Raw genomic sequence first — 26,407 nt, 5'->3', positions numbered from 1 at the left:
CATCTTTAGCTATACAAATCTTTAAAAATCAGTCCAAGGGTGTATTCGTATACCTGACTTCAATTGTAGTTATGTTTGTATAGGTAAAGGAACCTTAATATATATAAAATTCAATATGTTTTCACATCACTTATTTGTTTAACACTAAAAATTTTGAACTAATGATGTCACCTATTATCTTTAAGCAAAAATTATTATACACTAACTTTTTAGCATAAAAAAACAACCGAAATTAAATCATTTCGGTTGCTTTTCTTTAAGGTATTCAATTAAATATTTTTAGGTGGCTTATTTAAGTTGGTCTACAATAGCTTTATTAAAGTCATCTAAATCATCAGGCGTACGGCTAGTTACGATGTTTTTATCGACAACCACTGATTCATCTACAACTTGAGCACCTGCATTAGATAAATCTTTTCGCACATTTAATACTGCAGTTAACGTACGACCATTTAAATCATCTGTATCGATTAAAATTTGAGGTCCATGACAAATTGCAAATGTAGGTACATCATTTTTAGTAAAGTATTTAGCGAATGTACCATATCTTCCTTCTTCGTCACCTCTTAGGTGGTCAGGTGAAAATCCACCAGGAAGTAATAATCCATCATAATCTTCAGGTTTTGCATCTGCAATGCTTACGTCAACAGTAACTTTTTCACCGTGTTTACCAACAATTTCGCTATTTGCAGTGTCGCCAATAACTACTACCTCGTTACCTGATTCTTCAATTGCCTCTTTAGGGCTTGTATATTCTATATCTTCAAATTCATCTGTTAAAAGAACAGCTATTTTTTTTGCCATTAATAATCACCTTTCTCCTTCGTATGATATTTATATTATTACCAAGTAGAAAGAGTTTTAAACGTAATATTGTTGTTTATTTAAATTATTAATTTGATACTGATTTTACTTTCTCTTCAAGTTGGTCTAATAAACCAATCCATTCATCAATATCTTCAACCTTAACTTCATTAGGATTAACGTGGTCGATATCTTCCATAAATTTTTCAAGTCTTGCCTTAATTTGATCAATTGTTTGATTTTCATCCATGTTTAATTACTCCTTTATAACTAATAAATATATATTAACATGTGTTTGACAAATAAAGATATACTCTTAATAATATTAAGAGTATATCTTAGAGTTAAATAAGATTAAATATTATAATTTAACGTATTTTTATATGTATATTTATTTTATGCACCTTAAAATATAAATAAACCGTCGAAGGACTCTTTTAATTTAATGAATTATAATTCATTAAAATCTCAATCCATGCATCTACAAGATATAAAGAAAGAAGGATTTAAATGTCTACTTATTCAATTAATAAGAAACTTCCTATTGGTATAAATAACGACCCGTGGGAGCCTTATAATGATATAAATACGCACAATCAATTAACATTAAGTAATATTGAATTTACCACTACAAATTTATGTAATATGCGATGTAGCCACTGTGCAGTAGGATATACGTTGCAAACTAAAGATCCAGAACCTTTACCAATGGACCTAATTTATCGTAGATTAGATGAAATACCTAACTTGAAAACACTCTCTATAACTGGTGGGGAACCTATGTTTTCTAAAAAATCCATCAAAAATATAGTAAAACCTTTGTTAAAATATGCGCATAACCGCGGAATATACGTTCAGATGAATTCTAATTTGACGCTTCCCCAAGACCGTTATTTAGATATAGCAGCATATATTGATGTTATGCATATATCTCATAACTGGGGCACAATCGAAGAGTTTACAGACGTTGGCTTCGGTGCTATGACAAAACAACCGCCTTTAAAGTCAAAATTAAAATTGTATGATCAAATGCTAGATAATGCTTCTACTTTGTCGAAACAAGGTATGTTTGTTTCTGCCGAGACTATGCTAAACCAAAGTACGCTCCCCCATTTAGATAAAATACATAACGAAGTAGTAAAGGATATGAATTGTAGTCGACATGAAATTCACCCGATGTATCCGGCAGATTTTGCGAGTCAACTTAACGTATTATCATTACCAGAAATGAAGCGCGCCATCAATCATTTACTCGATATTCGTCACGAAGATGTATGGATGTTATTTGGTACTTTACCGATTTATCCATGTTTAAATGATGAAGATGATAAAATTTTACTTCAACGTTTAAGAAACGCTAATAATGTCACGACTAGAAACGATCCTGATGGCAGAAATAGACTCAATGTTAACGTTTTTACGGGCAATGTCATCGTCACTGATTTTGGAGATGAAAATGGTTCGATTTCAAACATTAAGAATGATAAATTGCCCGATGTTTTTGATCAATGGATTAATTCTTCATTAGCACAATCACTAAATTGTCATTGTTCTGAGTTTAGCTGTCTAGGACCAAATGTTTTAGTTAAAAATATGTACTATCCTACTACTGATTTCAAAGAAAAAGAAAAAGAGATGCACCAACTCTATCAAATGAAATAAACATCTTGAAAACAAATACAAAATAAATAGCCAATCTATGTTACTTTATCGTAAAAACATAGATTGGCTTGTTTATTTAATATAGAAATTGCTCTAATAGAATCAAAAGAAACATTTATGTATCTGTCCTCTTCTTGTTGGTCTTTCACATTCCAATAATATTATATTACCACACAATTATATCATTGAAATTTATTCATTATTTCTAGCTCCAGCTAAAAATTCAATTGATTGTTTGCTCTCTACACGTCTTTCTTTGCGTCTATTAACCCTAGCTGGCGCAGTTTCGTGGAACCAAACTTCTGTAGGCGTTTCAGGATAAACACTCGGAATGGTCGTTGGTTTCCCATCGTCATCTAGTGCAACGAAAGTTAAAAAACTTAATGCAGCTAATTGTTTTTCTTCTTTTATTACATCTTCGATAATAATTTGTACACATATCTCCATTGATGTACTGCCAGCATGAGACACCATTGCTTCGTATGAAAGTATGTCTCCTGATTTAATTGGTTGTAAAAAATCAACCGAATCAGTAGATGCAGTAACCACAGTAGTATTTGAATGTTTCATTGCACAAATAGCAGCAATTTCATCTACATTGGCCATTAATGTACCACCAAACATTGTATTTAAATGATTGGTATCTTGTGGAAATACTTGTCTCGCTTTGATACTTTTTGCTTCTGACATTGCCTTACTTTTTCTAGGTTCCATAAATATTCCCCTCATATTAACTATTTATTGTTATTCGGCCCAATTACCATTTTCAAAAACGAGTTCCTCGTCCCCATTTTGTTTAACACCATAAATCGTTAAATCACTACTACCTATCATGAAATCAACATGGACTAAAGAATCATTTAAGCCACTTGCTAGTTTTTCTTCAGTAGTCATTTCTGTACCATTTTCTATATTAAAACCATAAGCTGAACCTAGTGCAATGTGACAAGATGCATTTTCATCAAACAATGTATTATAGAAAATTGTATTTCTATTTGATATTGGAGAATCATCTGGTACTAATGCTACCTCTCCTAATCTTTTAGCACCTTCATCCGTATTTAATAAATTACGCAAAGCATCTTCTCCTTGCTCCGCTTTGTAATCAACAACAGCTCCATCTTTAAAAGTTAAAGTAAAACCATCAATGATATTACCATTATGACTAAGTGGTAATTTATTAGTTACATAACCTTCTACGCGATTACGATCTGGTGCGGTAAATACTTCTTCAGTTGGAATGTTAGCAACAAATGCTTGTCCTTTACCCGTATAACTAGTAGCATCGACCCACAAATGGCCTTTAGGTAACCCTATAGTTAAATCAGTACCTTCAGATTTGTAGCGAAGCGCACTATATTCTTTTTGTTGTAAACGTTGAGCATGTTTACTTAATTCTGCAACGTGTTGTTTCCAATTTTCAACTGGATTATTACCATCTACCCTAACAATATTTAATACTTCTTCAATTAATTTTTCATATGCTTCATCTTCGCTTAAATCTGGATAAACTTTTTGAGCCCAAGCTCTAGATGGATAAGCCGCAACAACCCATGGGTATTCATTTTTTTGTGTCGCTTCCATAACACCTTTTAATGCTTGTGAACTTTTTAATTGGAAAGTAGATATTTTTTTCTCATCAATGCCATTTAGTAGCTCTGGATCTTGTGTTATAAGTGCTAGATTAGCAGCATTTCTTCTAACATAATCCTTTCTACCTTCCACTTCATAAGATTTAACTTCATTATTCTCAAAATGTGTTATAGGTTCGTATTCAAATTTTAAACGTGTTAGCTTATCATCGCTATATATTACTTTAACGTCTGAAGCACCTCGTTGGTATGCCGCTTCAACTATGTATCGTGTTAATTCAACTGCATCGACGCTTGAGCGAATATAAACTGGTTGTCCTTCTTGCACATTCATACCAACCTCAACGAGTAATTGAGCATATTGTTGTAACTTATTTTGTAAATCAGACATTTAATCTACTCCTTATTTTCTAATTTGACCTAGTGCATCCGCGATAGCTGTTGCTTCACTTGGTGTGAATGATGACTTTGAAGTAACATATGCATGAATCTCTTTTACTTCATTCTCGTCAGCATCTTTAAATTGGGATGGGTCGATCACACTTTGGTTTACTAAATTTAATCTTTCCCTTATTTCTGTTATCATTTGTTCGTTATTTGATGCCATTAATTTCACCTCTTTATCAATTTATTTTATCAAAATATGGCACCTTGTAAAATTATTGGTCTATTAGTACTTTAGAAATACTAAAAAAACAGCTAAAATGGTAGAGTGAAGTAATTCTATGGAGGGAAATATATGGTTACAGTTGCATTTGTCTGTTTAGGCAATATATGTCGCTCACCTATGGCAGAAGCCATTATGAGGCAACGATTAAAGGACAGAAAAATCGAAGGCGTACGAGTAAAATCCCGTGGAACGGGTAAATGGAATCTAGGCGAGTCACCTCACGAAGGTACTCAACAAATTCTAGCAAGCCAAAATATTTCAGTTGATGGAATGATAAGTGAATTATTTACACATAATGACGACTTTGACTACATTATCGCTATGGATCAAAATAATGTAACAGACATCAAAAGAATTAACCCTAATATTCAAGGACAGTTGTTCAAATTACTAGAATTTAGTAATATGGAAGAGACGGATGTACCAGATCCATACTACACGAATAATTTTGAAGGTGTATTTGAAATGGTACAATCTGCTTGTGATAATTTAATTGATTATATCGTTAAAGATGCTAACTTAAGAGAGGGGTAACTCATAATGAACAATAAATTAATACCAGGAATTTTAATAGGTGCGTTTATCGGCGGAGCTGCTACACTAGCTGATAAATCAACGCGTCAATCTTTGAAACAATCTATCCAAGACGCTAAAGAAGGTAAACGTTCAAACGAACCTTCAGCAATTAGCAAAGTAAAAGACGAAGTACTATATTGGAAAGACGCTATTGAGGAAATCAGACGTAACAATCCTGAATTAGAACGTTCTCTAAAAGATGCAAAAGATACTTTTGTAGAGCGTAAAAATAAACGCTTAAACTAAGCAATGCATATATTATTAATATATGCCTAATTGATAATTAGACATATTAGACATAATAGTAACTAACGTTATCACATAAATGATTAATTTAAGTGGTAGCGTTTTGTTTTATAATTTACGGGATAATTAATGTGACTTTAAACTATTAACTTAGTTTTTCTATTCATTACATAACAGTCAGGGAATAGTTTTTTATTTTCAATGCTATTCAAATATGATTTTTACATATTTACCTCATTTTATTTTTAAAGTATATTATTAATTACAATGCAATATTAAAGGAGATTAGATATGTCAAAGAAAAAAGAAACCACTTCTAACTTTCTTAACTCTGTTAAAGAACAAGAGGACAAGAAACACCCAAAAGACAAGACAGAAAGTGGAAAATTAGAACAAGATCGTACATATATAGCACCTACAGAATTCCAATCGAAAGATACAAAAAAAGATAATCAAACCTTCTTTGTGTCACGTATAAACAAACCGGCGAAATATACTAAAAACCCAAACTTTTTTTCTTATTTGATTTATCGTATTGGTAAAGATGATGCGTCAGGATTATCTGCACAATTATCTTATTATTTCATGTTGTCACTTTTTCCAATGCTTATCTTCTTATTATCAATTGTACCTGTTGTAGGTGTTAAGCAGACAACAATACAAAAAATAATAAGCGAACACGTGCCATCTGATTATGCGAGTCAAGTATCATCTTTAATTGATGATATCATGGGCAATGCCAGTGGTGGTTTACTATCTATCGGTTTGATTTTAGCGCTTTGGTCTGCTTCAAATGGCATGACAGCGTTAATGAATTCATTTAATGTTGCATATGACATTGAAGATAGCCGTAATTTTATTGTCTCTAAATTACTTAGTGTTTTATTCACTTTAGCATTAGCAATTGTATTACCATTATCAATGGTATTGCCAGCATTTGGCGAACAGATAGGTTCTTTATTATTTGGGCCACTAGGCTTAGGTGGCGAAGTAAAATGGCTATTTGATTTATTACGTGTTATTTTACCATTAATCATTGTCTTCATTGCATTTATGTTGTTATATATGCTTGCACCAAATGTGAAAATTAAATTGTTATCTGTTATTCCAGGTTCAATTTTTGCTACCGTTGTGTTCCTAATCGGTTCTTATTTATTTGGTATTTATGTTTCTAATTTTAGCAATTACTCTAAAACTTATGGTAGTATCGCTGGTATCATTATTTTAATGTTTTGGTTATACATCACAGGATTTATTATTATTATTGGTGCTGAAATTAATGCTATTATTCATCAACGTAAAGTAATTCGAGGCATGACACCTGAAGAACGCTCTATGAAAGAAATTGAAGAAAATAAGAACAAAGAAGCTACTGAAAATTAATATCTTTCTAAATCAAAACACCCCAAACGACCATTGAAGTTGTTTGAGGTGTTTTGATATTTTATTGAATTAAATTATGTTGGAATGCGTAAATAACAGCTTGAGTTCTATCTTGTACTTCCAATTTGCTTAAAATATTACTTACGTGAGTTTTTACGGTCTTAATTGTAATGTGAGATGCACTCGCGATTTCTTGATTTGAATAACCTTTGGCGATGAGTAATAAAATCTCCATCTCTCTTTCAGTCAACATTTCATATAATTCTGCACGCTGTTTCATTCTATTACGCATTTTCACTAATACTTCTGCTTCAAAAACAGATTCATTATTTTGGGTCTTGCGAATGGCTTCGGCAATATCTTTAGCGCTCGTCGTTTTTAATATATAACTATCTACACCTGAATCTAAAGCACGATACACTTCATTATCCTCAATATAACTGGTTAACATCACAACTTTAATATAAGGTAAATCCTTTTTTACTTGAGCAGTAGCATCCACCCCATCCATATCATCCATTAATAAATCCATTAATATTAAATCGGGCTTTAGTTCATGCGCTAGTTGAATCGCTTCTTTACCTGATTTCCCTTCTCCTACTACTTCTATATCTGATTGTGTTGATAAATAACTTGATATCCCAATACGTACCATTTCATGATCATCAACAAACAACACTTTAATTGGCATCCAATTCCTCCTTGTCTAACGGTGCTTTTACTTCTATTCTTGTCCCTGAATCTGGTAGAGAAACAATATGGAATGTTGCACCTATCTCTAATGCACGTTCACGCATATTTTTTAATCCATAACTTTGTTCAGTATTTTCATCTACATTAAAACCTATTCCATTATCCTGAACACGTAATAATAGATAATCTGCTTGGTTAAATAACTCTATCGTAACTTTAGTTCCTTTTGAATGACGTAACGTATTAGAAATTGCTTCTTGCGTAATTCTGAATAAATGATCTTCGATTCCTTTAGGTACTGTAAAATCTTCGATATCATGTACGACCTTCATAGGAACTTTTTTTTGTAAATCGGTTACTAAATCTTTTATTCCCTCACCTAGAGATTTATCTTTTAAGCCTATAGGTCTTAAATGTAAGAGTAAAGCTCTCATTTCTAATTGAGAGTCTTGCACCATTTTTTCTAGAGTTGGAATTTGTTGATCTAACGGCGATGAGAGTTTAGTTTCTTTAATCGCAGATAACATCATACTAGCAGCAAATAGTTGTTGGCTCACAGAGTCATGTAATTCTCTAGCTAGTCGTTGACGTTCATCTTCAATGATTTTCTTAACTTTAACGTCATTCATATTATAAGATTCATTAGTTAAATTTTGTGTTTTCATTCTTAGTTTATGCACCTCTTGATTTAAAGGTACAAGTGTATGATATAACTCAATGGTTTCATTGTACAGTTCAATGTCTTGGTCGTTAATGCCGACAGTCTGACCCTCTATTGATCTTTCAATTTGTCGTTGTAACCAATGATTTTGTTGATTAATTTTATATGCTAAGACCGAACCGACGATAATACACAAAAATATAATAAGTAAGTTTAAAAATAAAAATACTGGTATCCCAAATATTTGTGTATAAAACATACCTTGAAAATACATAATATTAACAAAAACTTTGTCTATAAAAAAAAATGCAATTAGCGTACTATATACTAAGATCAACATCGAACCTATTGCTCTTATGTAGTGATTCATTTATAAATCACCTCTACATCACCAATAAATGTTGACAGATAAATGTTCACAGTATAGTTCTCTTCTTTAGTTTTTTCGACGATTTTGATGTTTTTATTTTCAACTTTATAAGATTGTTCATTTATAAAAGCATTACCATACAATGCAGTAAAGTGAAAATTAATATTATAATTTAAAGGCACAACTATTTGCGTACGACCTATAAGGTGTCTCACAACAATTGTATTATCTTCTTTAATGTTAGCGGCTTTAGTCATGTCAATATGGACATCACCTATACCATGTTGAATTTGTAAATCTTCCCATTTATAAACATATACCGGGGTATGTTGCTCTCCAAACCATTTTTGTTTAATAAAATCAGGAGAATCAACTTCCTCTTCTGCTGCAATAATCTTGAATGGTTTAAATTTATAGATTAAATATCTGATAATCAAAACAATTAAAAAGATAAATAAAATGATAATAGTATATTTATTGGATAATAAGGTAAAGGCTATTAACAAAGCCCCTATCCAAAAAGATAATAACCCTCTCACTTTGTGGAAATATACGTATCCTATATAAACTAAAATACACCCAAGTAAAAGCACAAGTAGAAAGCCAATTTTTTCAAAAAATATGTAGTAAAAATTGGCTATAATCATTAATGCTGTAAAAATTATTAACATTTCCGTCGATATATATTTGTGTGTCATGGTTCGCCACCCTTCTTTAAGCGACTAAACTTATGCGTTCTATAAAATCACATTCAGTTTCTGTATTGATTTTTTCTTCGGTTTGTTGTGATAAATTTGCTTCAATACGTGCATAGTCTGCTTCCATTTTATTAAGCATTACTTTTATTGAATCAATTTCATTATTTGCAATTTCTTGAGCACAATTAATATGCGTATAATCGATCATATCTATATACTTATTCTCTAGCTTTAGTGTCAAGCTGTCAATCATGTTACGTATACGTTCTTTTTTCTCAATTAAGTAAGCAATATAACTTTCTATACTTTCTAATTTTAAATCTAATCTTTCTTTGTAGGATTTTATCCCTACTTCATAAGTATTTTTACATATGTCATTTAAATAAGTCGTAATATAATTCATGAAACCACCTCATCATTGATTAGATTTCATTATAAAAAATTCCCGGAACCATTTTAATAGGCTCCGGAACCATCTTACATTAGGACTTTAGGCCTAAAATAGAAACTTAATCAATTTTGGTAGTTAGTAATGGGCCATCTTTTGTCACGATAACTGTGTGTTCAATTTGTGCTACAAAACTTTTATCTTTTGTTTCAAATGCCCACTCGTTTTTACCTTCAGATACATATGTAGCGTTTGAAGATATAAATGGTTCAACAGCTAATACTGTACCTTCTTTAAGTAATGTCTTATCTTTTGGATCAAAGTAATTCATCACATGGCTAGGTGCCTCGTGTAATGATTTACCAACACCATGACCAGTTAAATTTTTAATAACAGTAACACCATTTTTACGCGCAGTTGCATGTACTGCCCTTCCGATTTGGCTTAATTTTGTACCTGGTTTAACTTTTGTCATTGCTGCTTCAAATGCTTCTAGTGCTACATCGCACACTTTTTGTTTTAATGGATTATCTGCTTCTCCAACAACAAATGAAATACCAGTATCAGCATAATAGCCATTTTTAAGTGCAGATACATCAATATTGACTAGATCTCCTTCTCTTATCACTCTTTTACCTGGAATACCATGAGCCACTTCTTCATTGACACTAATACATGTTTGTCCTGGAAAGTTCTCGTCGTGTATTGGCGCAGATATCGCACCATGTTGTTCAAATAAATTTTTAGCAATATCATCAAGCTCTTTAGTTGTGATACCTACTACAGTTGCTTCTTGCATTTTATCTCTAACAAGCGCACATATGTAGCCAATATCTTTCAAAGCTGCTAATTCTTCTTCTGTTTTAACAATCATTTTATCCCGTTCCTTTTTTAAATAATTTATATTACTTATTATTATAGCAGAATTTTTTTGATATAATAATATACAGTATTTAAGCATATTTAGTTTAACATTAACGCATTTTAATTTACATACTTTGATAACAACTTAACTACATAATGGAGATTTTATTATGAATGATAAATGGTACAAAAGATTGGTTGGCGCAAGAACAATTAAAACAGGTTTGGCTACTTTTTTAACGGCATTATTTTGTATGCTCTTAAACTTAACGCCTATTTTCGCTATATTGACTGCTGTAGTCACAATCGAACCCACCGCAAAAGCTTCTTTAAAAAAGGGCTATAAACGTTTGCCTGCAACAGTTATTGGTGCATTATTTGCGGTAATTTTCACTTATGTTTTTGGAGATCAATCTCCTCTTTCTTACGCTTTTGCAGCAACACTTACTATATTGGTTTGTACTAAATTAAATTTACATGCTGGCACAACCGTAGCAACTTTAACTGCAGTTGCAATGATTCCTGGTATACATGAAGCTTATATTTTTAACTTTTTCTCAAGGCTCTTAACTGCTGTGATTGGATTAGGTACTGCTGCACTCGTTAATTTTATTATTTTACCACCAAAATACTATGATCAACTAGAAAAGCTACTACATGATACTGAAGAAAAAATGTATTCTTTATATAGTCAACGAATGCAAGAATTGCTATTAAGTCAATTTAAATCAGATACTTCAATTAAAAAATATAATAAACTAATAGAATCAACTCAAAAAATAGAATCTCTATTATCATTCCAATCCGATGAATTATCTTATCATAGATATGGTGAGGAAGAATGGATGAAGTTCAGAAAATTTCAAACATTAGCATCGACAGACAGATTATTTATTTCTCATTTATCTAATATTATCTACCTACCTAAAAAGCCAGTCATACATTTTGATAAAGATGAAAAGTTAGCAATGCTTAAAATTGCTAATAACATTAATCAAATTATTGCCACTGGTCATTTCGAAAGAGAAAAACAAAGTGCTTCTTTATTAAAAAATTCAGTTAAAAATTTAGATGAATTTGACGCCCTTCAACTTAAAAGTCATATAATATATGAGATATTGTTAATTTATCGTATTCTAGATGACAGGTACGCTTAACAACTATATTAATCAACTAAAAAGCCAAACAACGTTATTTAATACGTTGTTTGGCTTTTTTATATTTATTTATTTTTTTACTCGATCTACTATAACTTGTTTAGCCGCTTCTTCGATGTCATTATCGACTTCTACAGGTTCAAAGGGAATACTTTTACGTTCACAAGCCCTAGTTAATAAATAATCAGTTATTTCATGGTTTTTAGGTAAAATTGGTCCATGTAAATAAGTTCCTAATAAATTTTTATAATGAATACCTTCTTTACCATCATTATCGTTATTGCCAAAACCGTGCGTAACTTTGCCTAATGTACCAAAATCATGATAAGTTCTACCACCATGATTTTCAAATCCAACTATTGTACCGAACGTCTCGCTTTCAATAACGATATCGCCAGTCAATCTATCTTTTTGTGACTTAGTATAAAAGTCTAGAATGTTCAGGCCTTCTAATTCTGTACCATCTGGCGTAATATATTTACTACCTAAAAATTGATACCCACCACAAATAGTTAAACCAGGCATACCATCTTCAATAGCATCTTTAAGTATAGTTTTAATTTTACTTAATTCTTTTGTTGCAAGTGATTGCTCTCTATCACTCCCACCGCCGATAAAGAAAATATCACAATCATCTAGTGTTATTCCTTCAGTTTCGTTAATATCAATAACATTAACTTTTATATTTCTAAGTTTAGCTCTTTGACGAAGGGCAATGATATTGCCTATATCACTATATAAGTTTAATTTATCTGGCATAAAATGATATATGTTTAATTCATTCATACTATTTGTCCTCCTTAAATGAGCGGTTTAGTTGATCTAACATTGGTGATAAAGAGGTGTAGTTCGGTATGGCCACTGTGAAACTATTATAGTCCATAGACAGTGCAGTAGCCTTATAAATATCTTTTTCGACAATAATTGGCACTTCTACTGCAGCTAATTTCAATCGTAAATGTAGTTCTTCAGCTCTTGTACCTGTGACAATAATTACTTCGATAGATTGTCTAGAAAGCTTTTCAAAATCGGCGTCATAAATCCAAGAAGTGTCACGTCCATCAGCAGCATTATCATTTAAGCTTAAGACATAGACCTTATTGCCTTCAATTTGTTCACCAACTGATAAACTTGAATTCATACCAGCAGGGTTTTTAGCAAGATTTATCATCGCTTCTTTTTGTCTATTTTTAAAATACTGCATTCTACCATTATGTGACGTATAAGATTCAAAACCTTTACGAATTGATTCATCATTTAATCCTAATTCTTTTAACACAGAATATGCAGCTAATGCATTATAAGCATTGAAATCGCCAGCTATTTTCATGTCGAATTTAGCACTATTGACTTCCATATCAATGAACGGTGATAAATTAAAATTTGTAACTTCATACTTAGGTTGTTCACGCTTAAAGCCACATTCACAATGATAATGTCCTATTTGATTATAGTGTATATAATCATAGTGCAATAATCGTCCGCAATTAGGGCAATATTTACTTTCATTCATCGTACTTTGTTCAAACTCGTGCACATGCTTTTGCATACCGTAATATAATACGTTATCACTGGCTATTTTTAATCTACTTACAAATGGATCATCAGCATTTAACAATAATTTAATCCCCTTATTGCTTATCGCTTGAGCAATATTATTAACCATAATATCTATTTCACCAAAACGATCCATCTGGTCTCTGAAAAAGTTTGTCACTACCATCATTGTAGGGGTTACTTCACTTAAAACTTTTGGAATACTACCTTCATCTATTTCAATAATTGCTATTTTTGTATTTTTATTATTTTGTAAAATAAACGCCGAGGTAATACCAGCAGCCATATTGGCCCCTTCATTATTATGTATAATTTCGATATTATTTTCTCTTAACGTATAGCCTATCAAATTTGAAGTCGTTGTCTTTCCGTTGGTACCACTTATAAATACTATTTCATCTACTTTAGTAGCTAAAGTTCTTAATATGTTTTTATCTAATTTTCTCGCAACTTGTCCAGGTAAATCTGTGCCTTTTTTACCGGCAGCTCTACTAGCTTTACGTGCTAGTTTAGCTAAAGTTGTAGCTGTCCAATGTCTCATAAATAGCCTCCTTTTACTGCTCGCAAAAATATTATAACACGACTTTTTTTCTTTCTATACCATTCTCAATTAAAAAAATTTACCACAGACTAGATTATAATAATTATTATTTACTAATGAGAATAGATTTGCTATACTTAAAACAATTAAGTATAGGAGGCCTGTTACTTATGTTAAATAAAAAATTATTAGATGCATTAAATGAACAAATGAATCACGAATACTATGCAGCACATGCTTACATGGCTATGGCAGCTTATTGTGATAATAAATCTTACGAAGGTTTTGCTAATTTCTATATTCAGCAAGCTAAAGAAGAACGTTTTCACGGTAAAAAAATCTATGACTATATAAATGACCGTGGTGAACAAGCTGAGTTTTCAGCAATTTCTGCACCAAAATCGGAATTTAATAGTATTTTAGAAACGTTTGAAGATGGTTTAGCTCAAGAACAAGATGTTACTCGCAGATTTTATAACTTATCGGATATCGCAAATAAAGATAAAGATTATGCAACAATTTCTTTCTTAAATTGGTTCTTGGATGAACAAGTAGAAGAAGAATCTATGTTTGAAACACACATCGACTATTTGAAACGCATTGGCGATGACCATAACACTTTATATTTATACGAAAAAGAACTTGCCGCTCGCTCATTTGATGAAGAATAAAATTAATACATGTTCTAGTTGATAATTTTAATTAAGGCTGAACTTAGGTTATAGACTAAACTTATATGAAAATATAAGTAATTTACCTTGCCTATGTTCATCCTTATTTTTTATTATATAATAAATAACATGTTTTGCACTTGAAAATATAGTAAATCAATAAATGTTTTATTATATATTTACGAAAGGAAGTATTGTGATGATTGACAATGCATTTGTGGCTTTGGATTTTGAAACCGCTAATGGTAAAAGAACAAGTATCTGTTCAGTAGGCATGGTAAAAGTAGTTAATCACGAAATTGTAGAAACTTTTTATACTTTAGTTAATCCTAATGATTATTTTTCACAACAAAATATCGCTGTTCATGGTATTAAACCACAAGATGTCGAAGGTTCACCTTCTTTTACAGAAGTATATCCATATATGTTACATTTCATTGATAATTTACCTGTAGTCGCACATAACGCCGCATTTGATATGAATGTACTTCATGAAAGCCTAAAATCATGTGGCCAACAAACGCCTAATATGACTTATTTTTGTTCGTTACAATTAGCACGCCGAACGATAAATAATCATCGCTATGGCTTAAACCATATGATGCAGTTTTATAATTTAGACTTTCAAGGCCATCACGATGCATTAAATGATGCAAAGGCCTGTGCAATGATAACGTTTCGTTTGTTAAAACATTACGATGATTTAGCAACAATGCTTAACGTATACGGCAAACAACTTAAAGATAAAGATTAACTCTTATAGATAATCATATATTGTCATATTTTCATAAGTAGTTTTCTCTAAGTTTCCAACTGTGACCCCTACTAAACGAATAGGCACTTCTGGTTCTTTGAGATCTGTATATAAGGCGTAAGCAATATTATAAATATCTGTTTCTGAACGTACAGTTTCTCTTAAACTTTTTTGCTTCGAAAAAGTTTCAAACTTATACGTTTTAATTTTTACGGTGACAGTTTTTCCAGATTTGTGCAAATTAGCTAATCTGTTTGCCGTTTTCTCGCTTAATTCCCAGATTTTTTGTAAAATCTGTTCGTCGTCATTAACATCAGTAGCGAAAGTTCGCTCAGTACCTACAGATTTACGCACTCGAGTCTGTTTAACGGAATTATAATCTATGCCACGCGCTTTATTATATAAGCCATGACCTCTTTTACCAAATAATCTTATCAATTCACGCTCACTTTGATTATATAGATCTTGCCCCTTATAGATGTTATTTTCATGCATTTTTAGTTTTGAGGCCTTTCCCACCCCTGGAAAATCACCAATATCTAAATTCATTAGTATTTCATGTACATTATTGTAATCAATGACGGTTAAGGCATTTGGTTTATTCATGCCACTTGCTAATTTAGCCAAAAACTTATTATAAGATACGCCAGCTGAGGCAGTTAATCCCGTTTGTTCAGTTATATCGCGCCTTATATATTGCGCTATATGCGAAGCTGGCAAATCTTGTCGGACGAGATGTGTTATATCTAAATAAGCTTCATCTAATGATAATGGTTCAACTATTTCAGTATAACTTTTAAAAATTTCCATAATAATATTTGAGGCTTCCTTATATGCTTCAAATCTAGGTGTCACATAATAACCGTCGGGACATAATTTATGCGCTTGGGCCATTGGCATAGCTGAATGGACTCCGTATTTTCTCGCTTCATATGATGCAGTCGAGACGACACCACGACCACTTGCTTTGCCCCCTACAATTACTGGTTTTCCTTGAAGTTTTGGATTATCTCTCATTTCCACTTGAGCAAAAAAATAATCCATATCGATATGAATGATTCTTCGTTCATTCATTTGATTTCACCTCCCACATTTTTAAAATTTGCTTAATATTAGTATACTACTGCCTATTACAGTTCTAAACAAAAAAACTCCGCAAACGTCGTTATGACATTTTGGAGTTTCGATTTATATTTAACCTTAAATTTTATTTAATTTCTGCATTCACTTTAACTGGTGATTGAGTGTAATAATATATACCTTGCTCAGTATTTTCTACAAATTTAACGCTGCTATTTAATAGTCCAATTGTAAAGTATAAATCAAACATACAATATCCAATATGGAAACTACTGATAAAAATGATTGACGAATATGAGAAGAACATAAACGTAACTGTTAAAAGTAGAGTCAGTACAATTAATGGTGCTAACATAATAAGAATATATTGCCATTTTTTATAATATGTCTCGGGCATATGAGTTGAAATTAATCCATAATGATAATGGTAAGAAGGTTTTATCGCATTTTTTGCAAAAGTACGGAACAATATATTATGTATTAATTCATGGATGATAACGACACCGACTAAACCTAATATGCCGTAAATGATATTAAATAAAATATTTTGTTCAATGATGTGCGTATAGTAATATGCAATTTTATACGAGATTAAAATAGTCATCATAATTACAGCTACTTGCAAAATAACAAAACGTTCCATCATTTTTTTATTATCAAACAAACTAATTTTAAACACAATATATCCCTCCTAACATATTTATCAAATGTTTATACCTTGATTATAGATAGTGAATAAATAAAATTCAATCGAATATATTGCCTGTAATTCAATTTTAATAAACCCAGTTAATTTGCAACATTATACATATTTTGAAATATTTCATTATTTCAATTCAAATAAGGCAATCGTTTCTACGTGAGTCGTTTGTGGAAACATGTCTACAGGTGTAATTTCAATTAAATCATACTTTTCTTGTAACATTGTAGCATCACGTTGTTGAGTTGCTGGATTACACGAAATGTACACTATCCTTTGTGGCTTTAAAGTAAGTACTGTTTGAATAAAGGATTCATCGCACCCTTTTCTTGGTGGATCTACCATTACAACGTCTGGTTGAATTCCTTCTTGTTGCCATTTTAATATAGTATCCTCAGCCTTACCACAGACAAAAGTAGTATTTTCTAACTGGTTTAAAGTCGCATTTTGCTGTGCATCTGCAATTGCTTCGGGAACAACTTCGACACCATATACATGTTTAACTTGTGAAGCCATTGATAAACTAATAGTCCCAATACCACAGTATGTATCTAATACGATTTCGTTTCCAGATAGTTGTGCGTATTCAATTGCAAGTTGATACAATTTTTCAGTTTGGGCAGAGTTTATTTGATAAAATGAACGATCACTAATTTTAAATGTTACTTCAGATAAGCTATCTTCTATCTTATCTTTACCATATAACGTTATTGATTCATCCCCCATAATTACATTTGAATGCGTTTTATTTATGTTCTGTTTTATACTTGTCACATTAGGAAAAGCTTTTAGCAATTTTTCAATTATTGTTGGAGCTTGTTTAAACTTTTTACCATTAGTAACAAAAATAATCATTAAATCATCGCTATGATAGCCTGTACGAATAACTACATGTCGCATAAGCCCCTGTTTTTTATGCTCGCTATATATACTGACGTTTAAATCATTAAATAATTGCTTAACAACGTTCATCACTTGTTGATGTTGATTATCTTGAATCAAACATTCATCCATATCGATTATATCGTGACTACGTTGGCGGTAAAAACCCATTTTTACATTTTTGTCTTGAGTTAAACCAACTGGAATTTGAGATTTATTTCTATAACGCCAAGGGTTATCCATACCTACCGTATCGTGAATCGTTGTTTCTTTAAAATTACCTTTACGATGAAACAAATTAACAACTTGTTCTTTCTTCATTGCTAATTGCGCACTATAGCTCATATGTTGTAACTGGCACCCCCCACACTTAGTGTAATAAACACAAGGTGGCTCAATTCGCTCCTTACTTTCTTGTTTTACATTCATTAATTTACCAATAGCAAAATTCTTTTTAACTTTGATAATTTTATATTCAATTTCTTCGTCTATTAATGTATTAGGTACAAAAATGGGATAGTTATCAATTTTAACGACGCCGTGACCCTCATGTGTTAAATCAATAACTTTACCGTCTTTCACTTCATTTTTTTGAATAGTATTCAACTCATTCACTCCAAATTAAAAGAGGTTAGGCTGCAATGTGTTGTGACCTAACCTCAAATGATGATAATTTTTGCTTATTGCTCTGTTAATTCTTCATTTTTAACATCTTTCGGTGTAAATACTTCTATATGTTGTTTCAAATTTAAGAAATTACCTGGTAGCTTACCGCCATATTCTCCATCTACGTTCAATTGCATATCTGTAAAAGAAGAAATATTGATTGAGCTTGCCTTTTCATAATGTACTTTTGGGTGTTTTGTATGTTCTCCACGAGATGCCAATGTCATTATATGACCTAATTCTGCTAAATTTGCTTTTTCAACAATGATTAAAGTGAATTTACCGTCATCTAATTTAGCATCAGGGACTAGTTTTTCAAATCCAGCCATAGAATTTGTTAATCCTAATAAAAACAACATTGCTTCCCCTTGAAAGACTTCACCATCATATTCAATTCTAATATCTACGGCCTTCATTTGTGGCAACATCTCAAACCCTTTAATGTAGTATGCAAAAGGTCCTACAATTGATTTTAATTTACTAGGCGTTTCATAAGATACTTGTGTTAATTGACCACCAGCAGCCAAATTAATAAAATAACGACTGTTCATTTTACCTATATCTACCTTCGTAGAGTGTTGGTCAATAATTACATCTATAGCACTCATAATATCGCTAGGTAAGTGTAAGGCACGACCAAAATCATTAACTGTCCCCATCGGTATAATACCTAATTTAGGTCTGTTAGGTTGTTCTGCAATACCATTAACGACTTCATTTAATGTCCCATCGCCACCTGCAGCAATTAACACATCATATTGGCCTTCAAGTGAACGTTGCGCCTCAATTGTTGCGTCACCTATTTTTTCTGTTGCATATGCACTTGTTTCAAATCCTGCTTTTTCTAACTTTATTAGTACATCTGGTAACGTACGTTTAAATAGCTCTTTACCAGAAGTTGGATTATAAATTATTCTAGCTCTTTTTCTCATAGTTTATCCCTCAACTTAGTATACTCATCATCTATATTAAAGTATTTATAGTTCAGTTGAAAGCATTTAAATTATTCAATTTAATAATGCGTTGACTTTTTAATAAAATAAGTAACCTGCAAGCAATTTAAATTGCTTGCAGGCCCTAAATCTATCATTTAGTAACATTAAACAACTAACTAATATATTAGCGTTTATCTAGCTCTTGTTTTAATAGTTGATTGACTAGCTGTGGATTGGCTTGGCCTTTTGAGGCTTTCATAATTTGACCAACTAAGAAGCCCATAGCTTTGCCTTTGCCGTTTTTATAATCTTCTACTGATTGAGGATTATTATCTAAAGCTTCATTTACAAATTTAAGTAAAGTAGCTTCATCTGAAATTTGTACCAAACCTTTATCTTCCATAATTTGCTTAGCATCTCCACCATTTTCAGCCAGTTCAGGGAATACTTTTTTCGCAATTTTACTACTCATCGTACCGTCTTCAATTAACTTAATCATACCTGCTAAGTTTTCAGGTGTTAATTTAGTATCTTGTAGATCGATTTGATTTTTATTTAAATATTCGTTCACGCCACCCATTAACCAGTTTGAAGTTAATTTAATATCAGCGCCTTCTTTAACTGCACCTTCGAAGAAATCTGACATTTCTTTAGTCAATGTTAATACATGTGCATCATATGCAGGTAAACCATATTGAGACACGTATTTTTCTTTTCTTTCGTCTGGTAATTCAGGAATTGTCTGACGTACACGTTCTTTCCATTCTTCATCAACATAAAGTGGAACGATATCTGGTTCTGGGAAGTAACGATAATCATCTGAACCTTCCTTAACACGCATTAAAATTGTTTTACCGTTGGATTCATCAAAACGGCGTGTTTCTTGTAGGATTTCTCCGCCATTCAATAATTCTTCTTCTTGTCGTTTTTCTTCATATTCTAATCCTTTACGTACATAAGTAAATGAGTTCAAGTTTTTCAATTCAGCTTTTGTACCAAATTCTTTCTGTCCATACGGACGCAATGAAATATTCGCATCACAACGTAATGAACCCTCTTCCATTTTACAATCAGAAACACCAGTATATTGAATGATTGAACGCAATTTTTCAAGGTAAGCATATGCTTCTTGTGGTGAGCGAATGTCTGGCTCAGAAACAATCTCAATTAATGGCGTACCTTGTCTATTTAAGTCAACAAGTGAATAACCATCTTTGTGAGTTGATTTACCAGCATCTTCTTCCATATGCAAGCGTGTAATACCGATACGCTTCGTTTCACCATCAACTTCTATATCTATATATCCATTTTCACCTATTGGCTGATCAAATTGTGAGATTTGATATGCTTTTGGATTATCTGGATAGAAATAGTTTTTACGGTCAAACTTAGATTCAGTTGCGATATCCATATTTAAAGCCATAGATGCTCTCATAGCCCAATCAACAGCTCGTCTATTTACGACAGGTAAAACACCTGGGTAACCAAGGTCTATAACATTAGTGTTTGAGTTTGGTTTTGCACCAAAATGTGCTGGTGACGGAGAAAACATTTTTGAGTCTGTTTTTAATTCGACGTGGACTTCAAGTCCGATAACTGTTTCAAAATGCATTATTTCCACTCCTTATAATTTTTCGTATTTATCATGAAAGTTAAATTGTGTTTCATATTGATAAGCGACACGATATAACGTTTTCTCATCGAACGGTTTACCAATGATTTGTAAGCCAATAGGACGATTATTTGAAAGTCCACATGGTACTGAAATACCTGGTAAACCAGCTAGATTTACTGGAGTAGTTAATAAATCATTCGCATACATTGTTAATGGATCGTCAATTTCCTCACCAATATTAAATGCTGTAGTTGGTGTAGTTGGGCCAACAACAACATCATAATTTTCAAAGATACTATCAAAATCATTTTTAATTAAAGTTCTAACTTTTTGAGACTTTTTGTAAAAAGCATCATAATAACCAGAACTTAATGCAAATGTACCTAACAAGATACGACGTTTAACTTCTTCGCCAAATCCTTCACTTCTTGACATTTTATATAGTTCTTCTAAAGATTTTGCTTCAGTTGAATGGTAACCATATCTAATACCATCAAAACGAGATAAGTTTGATGATGCTTCAGATGATGCAATAACATAATATGATGGAATACCATATTTAGTATTAGGTAATGAAACTTCATCCACTGTAGCACCAAGTGATTTTAGCGTTTCAACTGCTTCTTTAACTGCAGATTTAACGTCCTCAGATACACCTTCGCCTAAATATTCTTTTGGCAACGCTACTTTTAAACCTTCAATATCTTTACCTATATCAACTGTATAGTCAGCTTCGCTTACAGGCGCACTTGTAGAATCATTTTCATCTACACCAGTGATGGCTTCTAATACTAAAGCATTATCCTTAACATTACGTGTTAACGGACCAATTTGGTCTAAAGAAGATGCGAACGCAACTAAACCAAAACGTGACACGCGACCATAAGTAGGTTTCATACCAACGATTCCGCAGTAAGCAGCTGGTTGTCGAATTGAACCACCAGTATCTGAACCTAAACTGAATGGTACTAAGCCTGCCGCAACTGCTGCAGCAGAACCACCTGAAGAACCGCCAGGCACTGCAGTGTGATCAAATGGGTTAACAGTTTTTTTATAATAAGATGTCTCTGTAGACCCACCCATCGCAAATTCATCCATGTTTAACTTTCCGATTAACACTGCATTTTCATTTTTTAATTTATTCATTACAGTTGATTCATAAATCGGTACAAAGCCTTCTAACATTTTACTTGCACATGTAGTTACTACACCTTCAGTAATGATATTGTCTTTGATACCCATAGGGATACCAAATAATTTACCTTCTATTTGACCTTTAGCTTGTAAGTCATCAAGTTCTTGTGCTTTAGCTAATGCATTTTCTTTATCAAGAGCAAGAAAAGATTTAACTGTTGGGTCTGTTTCTTCAATTGCGTTATAAATATCATTAACAATTTGTGATGGTGTTATTTCTTTACTTTCAATTAATTTAATTAGGTTTTCCACAGATTCGTAACGGATGGTCATTTTAAGCGTCCTCCTCATTCATGATAGATGGTACTTTAAACTGCCCATCTTCCGTTTCTTTCGCATTTTTTAATGCAAGCTCTTGAGGAATACCCTCTTGTGCTTTATCTTCACGTAAAACATTTTGTAAATCAAGTACATGATTTGTGGGTTCGATATCACTTGTGTTCGCTGAATCGATTTGATTTGCAAAGTTTAAAATTGTTTCTAGCGTTTCTTGCATTTCAGTTGTTTCATCTTCAGAAATTTGAAGTCTAGCTAAATTAGCTATATGTTTAACTTCTTCACGTGTAACTTTAGCCATTATATTAAAAAGCCTCCTTTTACTCATTCACTACAAAATTGTATCAAAATTTCACCTAAAAATCTAAATTTTTCGTTAAAAAGCGACGGATTATTAAAAGCTCAAAAACTTTATACAATTATATAGAAAAATATTAAACATAATTTTGTATATTACATTGAATATCTTAATATTTTAATATTAAAAACACGTCGCCACAAACTTTATGTGACAACGTGCCTATTCAGAAACTCTAATGCTTAATTACTATTTGTATAAATGTGAACTTTTGGCTTATCTTCGTCTTTAGATTTACTTATTAAAGCTTTCGGATTATTTCCATCTTTAATATGAATTTCGTATTCGTCAATATCATCAAAGTATTTATCCGCTTGTTGCGTAACATATTGTGTAATACCAATTGTTTCTGCTTTACTATAATAATCGATAGGTAAATCTACAGATAATGATTTTGCTTTTTTATTTTCAAATTTCACAGTTCCTACTGCTTGAGTGAAGTTATTAAAATAAGATTGTAAATTATCATTAAATTGTTTAAAGTTAGAATTTAAATTTTCATCAATATTACCAGCCTCATCTGATGGTAGTAATACAGATTTCTGACTAATATTTTTCCATTCATTAATACGCGTTTTACCTTTATCTGCAGTAGTCCCGGCAACAAATTCGCCAGGTATAATCGCATTCTCTCCAGATTGTTTATAAATTGCAAAGTGAATAGGAATGTTTTTCAAGTTTTTGTTTTCTCTTAATCTTGATAAAATCTCGCTAGCCATTTGTTTGCCTTGTTTTTTAATTTCATTATCGTCTAATTTCTTACTAAATGTATCCCCATCTTTTTCTTTTTGATAATAGTATGTACCATTCATCGCTAAACCAATTGTCATACCTTTTATTTTCTTACCTTTAGTATCGCCATCATCATAGAAGTCTTGCTCTAATATATTAGATAAATAAGCTGGAGAATTATTAGCAATTTTTTCAGGATTTGTTTCTCCATTATGAGATGGATTCAAACCTAAATTTTCACTTGCTTTTTTCTCTTTACGTTCAGAGCTGCTCATTTTATCAATTTCAGACTTAGTATACTTAGGTTTTAAATAAGCGTTTGTAGTGTCTTTATCTAAATATTGACCATCTTGATATAAATAATCTTTAGTTGGAAAGACTTGTTTACTCAAATCTAGCAAACCAGCTTCAAAATCCTCACCATTATAACTATTTGCCATATTATCTTGTAACAATCCACGGCTTTGGCTTTCTTTAAATGGCAATATTGTTCTGTAGTTATCGCCTTGAACATTTTTGTCTGTAGCTATCTTTTTAACTGAACCAGAATCATTTTTTGTAGCTTGTTTATTGTTTGTTGCATCTTTTTTCTCATTGTCATTAGTACCACATGCCGATAATAAAATTATTGCGGATAAAAATAATGTTAACGTCCGTTTCATGCAAGATCCCCTCTAATTAGAAATTTCATTTTGTTTATTTATAAAATCTTCTTCAGACCATACTGGAGTACGAAATTTTTCTGCTTTAGCTAATTTAGAACCAGCATCCGCACCTGCGATGACTAAATCGGTACGTTTAGTCACACTATTAGTCACTTTAGCACCTTGCAATTCTAACCACTCAGCCGCTTCGCTTCTTGTCATTTGTTGTAATTTACCTGTAAGTACAATCGTCTTATCTTTAAATTCTGGGTGCCCTTCTATTTCAGAAGTTCTTACTCCTTTGTATTCCATATTAACATGCTTTTGTTGTAATTTATCAATCAGTAAGCGAATATCATCATTTTCTAAATAAGTAACGATAGATTGAGCTAATTTATGACCAAAATCATGAATACCTACGAATTCTTCCTCGGTCACTTCAAAGAGACGTTCTATAGAACCATATTTTTCTGCTATGACTTGACTCGCTTTAACACCCAAATGACGGATGCCTAATCCAAACAACAAATGTTCCAAAGAATTATCTTTAGATTGTTCGATAGCTGAAAGTAAATTATCTACTTTTTTCTCACCCATACGTTCTAAAGGAAGTAAGTCTTCTTTAGTTAAATAATAAATATCTGCAACGTCCTTTATCTTATTATTTTCATAAAGTTGTTGAATAATCTTAGTACCTAAACCATCGATATTCATCGCTTGTCTAGAAACAAAATGAATTAATCCCTCAATCAATTGGGCCTGACATTTAGGATTGATACATCTTAAAGCTACTTCACCTTCAATTCTAACTAACTCATGGCCACAGCTAGGGCAATGCGTTGGCATATGGTAAGTTACTGCATCGTCTGGTCTTCTATCAATGATGCTGTGAATAACTTCAGGTATGATATCCCCCGCTTTTTTAATGACGACACTATCTCCGATTCGAATATCTTTCTCGTGTATTAAATCTTCGTTATGTAATGAAGCTCTAGAGACTGTTGTTCCTGCCACTCTAATAGGTTCTAAAATTGCGGTAGGCGTCACGACACCAGTACGACCAATGCTTAATTCTATATCTAACAGCTGTGTAACAACTTCCTCTGCTGGAAACTTGTAAGCAACAGCCCATCTTGGAGATTTTTGTGTATAACCCATCTCTTCTTGTTGCGATAAGTCATCAACCTTTATAACGATACCATCAATATCATAAGGCAATGATTCACGTTGCGTTGTCCAATATTCAATATAGTGTAATACTTCATCTATATTATTTAATTTTCTACGCTCTTGATTTGTTTTAAAACCTAAATCATCCAACTCTTTTAAAGCATCGTTTTGACTAACTGCAGCAAAATCAGTAAAATCATTAACGCTATATAAGAATACACTTAATTTACGTTTCGCAGCTAATCTAGCATCTAATTGTCTTAATGATCCTGCTGCGGCATTTCGAGGATTAGCAAATGGTTGCTCTTCATTTTTCTCTTTTTCTTCATTTAATTTAAAGAATGAAGAGCGTGGCATATAGGCTTCGCCACGTACTTCAAATGTTAATGGCTTATTAATTTTCAGTGGGATAGCATGAATCGTTTTTAAGTTCTCCGTGATATCTTCACCTGTAGTACCATCACCACGTGTTAATCCTTTGACAAATCTGCCATTCTCGTACTTTAGAGACACGGCTAGGCCATCAATTTTCAATTCACACATATAACTTACTTCGCCAATTTGTTCACGTATCCGTTGGTCAAACTTTCGTACATCTTCTTCGTTAAAAGCATTGCCCAAGCTTAACATCGGTGTATCGTGATTTACTTTTTCGAATGTAGATTGCGCTTTTCCACCAACACGTACAGTTGGGGAATCGTCAGTCTTATATTCTGGATGTTGTGCTTCAATATCAATTAATTCATGCAATAATTTGTCATACTCGCTGTCAGGTACGGTTGGATTATCTTTAACATAATACTCATAACTATATTGATTTAATAGTTTATGCAATTCATCCACACGCGCTTGAATATTTTCACCCATG

General features: G+C 32.1%; 28 protein-coding genes. 7 read left to right on the top strand and 21 right to left on the bottom strand.

The genetic code is table 11. The features are described from left to right. Positions 1–288: 288 nt before the first annotated feature. Positions 289–804: a type 1 glutamine amidotransferase domain-containing protein gene (locus ISP02_RS04365; RefSeq protein ID WP_195720411.1), complete on the bottom strand. Its 516-nt coding sequence runs from the start codon at positions 802–804 to the stop codon at positions 289–291. Positions 805–892: 88 nt separating this feature from the next. Beyond that, positions 893–1,054, bottom strand: a complete 162-nt coding sequence (locus ISP02_RS04360; protein ID WP_152906104.1) for an SE1561 family protein — start codon at positions 1,052–1,054, stop codon at positions 893–895. A gap of 260 nt (positions 1,055–1,314) precedes the next feature. Between ISP02_RS04360 and yfkAB the strand changes: the two genes are divergently transcribed. Then, the gene (gene yfkAB / locus ISP02_RS04355; RefSeq protein ID WP_195720410.1) at positions 1,315–2,466 is read left to right on the top strand and encodes a radical SAM/CxCxxxxC motif protein YfkAB; all 1,152 of its coding nucleotides are present in this window, start codon (positions 1,315–1,317) and stop codon (positions 2,464–2,466) included. A gap of 192 nt (positions 2,467–2,658) precedes the next feature. On the opposite strand, the gene ISP02_RS04350 is transcribed toward yfkAB, so the two are convergent. The 3 genes from ISP02_RS04350 to ISP02_RS04340 are packed head-to-tail and all read right to left on the bottom strand — an operon-like array spanning position 2,659 to position 4,665. After that, positions 2,659–3,180 carry an acyl-CoA thioesterase gene (locus ISP02_RS04350; RefSeq protein ID WP_195720409.1) on the bottom strand — a complete coding sequence of 174 codons (522 nt, stop codon included), beginning with the start codon at positions 3,178–3,180 and terminating at the stop codon, positions 2,659–2,661. A 30-nt stretch (positions 3,181–3,210) separates the two neighbouring features. Next, a complete protein-coding gene (locus ISP02_RS04345) occupies positions 3,211–4,449 on the bottom strand; it encodes an aminopeptidase (RefSeq protein ID WP_195720408.1) in 1,239 nt (412 codons plus the stop codon). A 12-nt stretch (positions 4,450–4,461) separates the two neighbouring features. Further along, positions 4,462–4,665, bottom strand: coding sequence for a DUF1128 family protein (locus tag ISP02_RS04340; RefSeq protein WP_195720407.1), 204 nt, complete (start codon positions 4,663–4,665; stop codon positions 4,462–4,464). 132 nt (positions 4,666–4,797) lie between these two features. Here ISP02_RS04340 and ISP02_RS04335 point away from each other — a divergent pair, with 132 nt between their 5' ends. From ISP02_RS04335 to ISP02_RS04325, 3 genes are all read left to right on the top strand, one after another. Beyond that, a complete protein-coding gene (locus ISP02_RS04335; RefSeq protein ID WP_195720406.1) occupies positions 4,798–5,262 on the top strand; it encodes a low molecular weight protein-tyrosine-phosphatase in 465 nt (154 codons plus the stop codon). Between the two features lie 6 nt (positions 5,263–5,268). Next, positions 5,269–5,550 carry a YtxH domain-containing protein gene (locus ISP02_RS04330; RefSeq protein ID WP_195720405.1) on the top strand — a complete coding sequence of 94 codons (282 nt, stop codon included), beginning with the start codon at positions 5,269–5,271 and terminating at the stop codon, positions 5,548–5,550. A 291-nt stretch (positions 5,551–5,841) separates the two neighbouring features. Then, positions 5,842–6,933, top strand: a complete 1,092-nt coding sequence (locus ISP02_RS04325) for a YihY/virulence factor BrkB family protein (RefSeq protein ID WP_195720404.1) — start codon at positions 5,842–5,844, stop codon at positions 6,931–6,933. Positions 6,934–6,994: 61 nt separating this feature from the next. Here ISP02_RS04325 and vraR read toward each other — a convergent pair whose 3' ends face one another. The 5 genes from vraR to map form a co-directional block, all read right to left on the bottom strand. Then, on the bottom strand, positions 6,995–7,624 hold the full coding sequence (gene vraR, locus ISP02_RS04320) for a response regulator transcription factor VraR (protein WP_195720403.1): 630 nt from the start codon (positions 7,622–7,624) through the stop codon (positions 6,995–6,997). Then, the gene (vraS, locus tag ISP02_RS04315) at positions 7,614–8,657 is read right to left on the bottom strand and encodes a sensor histidine kinase VraS (protein ID WP_195720402.1); all 1,044 of its coding nucleotides are present in this window, start codon (positions 8,655–8,657) and stop codon (positions 7,614–7,616) included. The genes vraR and vraS overlap by 11 nt, the downstream gene beginning before the upstream one ends. After that, a complete protein-coding gene (gene vraT, locus ISP02_RS04310) occupies positions 8,654–9,355 on the bottom strand; it encodes a cell wall-active antibiotics response protein VraT (protein WP_195720401.1) in 702 nt (233 codons plus the stop codon). The genes vraS and vraT overlap by 4 nt, the downstream gene beginning before the upstream one ends. Before the next feature lie 16 nt (positions 9,356–9,371). Then, a complete protein-coding gene (locus tag ISP02_RS04305; protein ID WP_195720400.1) occupies positions 9,372–9,758 on the bottom strand; it encodes a hypothetical protein in 387 nt (128 codons plus the stop codon). A gap of 106 nt (positions 9,759–9,864) precedes the next feature. Then, a complete protein-coding gene (map, locus tag ISP02_RS04300) occupies positions 9,865–10,617 on the bottom strand; it encodes a type I methionyl aminopeptidase (protein ID WP_195720399.1) in 753 nt (250 codons plus the stop codon). A 160-nt stretch (positions 10,618–10,777) separates the two neighbouring features. Here map and ISP02_RS04295 point away from each other — a divergent pair, with 160 nt between their 5' ends. Beyond that, positions 10,778–11,764 (top strand): FUSC family protein, encoded by a 987-nt coding sequence (locus ISP02_RS04295; protein ID WP_195720398.1) that lies wholly within the window; start codon positions 10,778–10,780, stop codon positions 11,762–11,764. Positions 11,765–11,833: 69 nt separating this feature from the next. Here ISP02_RS04295 and gatD read toward each other — a convergent pair whose 3' ends face one another. Beyond that, positions 11,834–12,550 carry a lipid II isoglutaminyl synthase subunit GatD gene (gene gatD, locus ISP02_RS04290; RefSeq protein ID WP_195720397.1) on the bottom strand — a complete coding sequence of 239 codons (717 nt, stop codon included), beginning with the start codon at positions 12,548–12,550 and terminating at the stop codon, positions 11,834–11,836. A 1-nt stretch (position 12,551) separates the two neighbouring features. Next, entirely contained in the window at positions 12,552–13,862 is a 1,311-nt protein-coding gene (gene murT / locus ISP02_RS04285; RefSeq protein ID WP_195720396.1) for a lipid II isoglutaminyl synthase subunit MurT, read from the bottom strand. A gap of 170 nt (positions 13,863–14,032) precedes the next feature. Here murT and ftnA point away from each other — a divergent pair, with 170 nt between their 5' ends. Both ftnA and ISP02_RS04275 read left to right on the top strand, forming a co-directional pair. Next, entirely contained in the window at positions 14,033–14,533 is a 501-nt protein-coding gene (gene ftnA, locus ISP02_RS04280; RefSeq protein ID WP_195720395.1) for an H-type ferritin FtnA, read from the top strand. A 199-nt stretch (positions 14,534–14,732) separates the two neighbouring features. After that, positions 14,733–15,287 carry a 3'-5' exonuclease gene (locus ISP02_RS04275; RefSeq protein ID WP_195720394.1) on the top strand — a complete coding sequence of 185 codons (555 nt, stop codon included), beginning with the start codon at positions 14,733–14,735 and terminating at the stop codon, positions 15,285–15,287. Between the two features lie 3 nt (positions 15,288–15,290). On the opposite strand, the gene dinB is transcribed toward ISP02_RS04275, so the two are convergent. From dinB to ligA, 9 genes are all read right to left on the bottom strand, one after another. Beyond that, on the bottom strand, positions 15,291–16,361 hold the full coding sequence (gene dinB, locus ISP02_RS04270; protein ID WP_195720393.1) for a DNA polymerase IV: 1,071 nt from the start codon (positions 16,359–16,361) through the stop codon (positions 15,291–15,293). 133 nt (positions 16,362–16,494) lie between these two features. Continuing rightward, positions 16,495–17,046, bottom strand: coding sequence for a DUF3267 domain-containing protein (locus ISP02_RS04265; RefSeq protein ID WP_195720392.1), 552 nt, complete (start codon positions 17,044–17,046; stop codon positions 16,495–16,497). A 147-nt stretch (positions 17,047–17,193) separates the two neighbouring features. Beyond that, a complete protein-coding gene (gene rlmD, locus ISP02_RS04260; RefSeq protein WP_195720391.1) occupies positions 17,194–18,555 on the bottom strand; it encodes a 23S rRNA (uracil(1939)-C(5))-methyltransferase RlmD in 1,362 nt (453 codons plus the stop codon). 74 nt (positions 18,556–18,629) lie between these two features. Continuing rightward, positions 18,630–19,547, bottom strand: a complete 918-nt coding sequence (locus ISP02_RS04255; protein WP_195717423.1) for a diacylglycerol kinase — start codon at positions 19,545–19,547, stop codon at positions 18,630–18,632. Between the two features lie 187 nt (positions 19,548–19,734). Continuing rightward, positions 19,735–21,162: an Asp-tRNA(Asn)/Glu-tRNA(Gln) amidotransferase subunit GatB gene (gene gatB / locus ISP02_RS04250; protein ID WP_195720390.1), complete on the bottom strand. Its 1,428-nt coding sequence runs from the start codon at positions 21,160–21,162 to the stop codon at positions 19,735–19,737. Between the two features lie 12 nt (positions 21,163–21,174). Further along, positions 21,175–22,632, bottom strand: a complete 1,458-nt coding sequence (gatA, locus tag ISP02_RS04245; protein WP_195720389.1) for an Asp-tRNA(Asn)/Glu-tRNA(Gln) amidotransferase subunit GatA — start codon at positions 22,630–22,632, stop codon at positions 21,175–21,177. A 1-nt stretch (position 22,633) separates the two neighbouring features. Further along, complete coding sequence (gene gatC, locus ISP02_RS04240) at positions 22,634–22,936, bottom strand: Asp-tRNA(Asn)/Glu-tRNA(Gln) amidotransferase subunit GatC (protein WP_061855621.1); 303 nt, start codon at positions 22,934–22,936, stop codon at positions 22,634–22,636. A 239-nt stretch (positions 22,937–23,175) separates the two neighbouring features. Then, positions 23,176–24,387, bottom strand: a complete 1,212-nt coding sequence (locus ISP02_RS04235) for a CamS family sex pheromone protein (RefSeq protein WP_195720388.1) — start codon at positions 24,385–24,387, stop codon at positions 23,176–23,178. Between the two features lie 12 nt (positions 24,388–24,399). Beyond that, positions 24,400–26,406 (bottom strand): NAD-dependent DNA ligase LigA, encoded by a 2,007-nt coding sequence (ligA, locus tag ISP02_RS04230; protein WP_195720387.1) that lies wholly within the window; start codon positions 26,404–26,406, stop codon positions 24,400–24,402. Position 26,407 lies beyond the last annotated feature (1 nt).

Source organism: Staphylococcus durrellii (assembly GCF_015594545.1).
Taxonomy (GTDB): Bacteria; Bacillota; Bacilli; order Staphylococcales; family Staphylococcaceae; genus Staphylococcus; species Staphylococcus durrellii.
The sequence above is the reverse complement of the archived record's forward strand: the minus strand, read 5'-3'. Positions and strand labels throughout refer to the sequence as shown.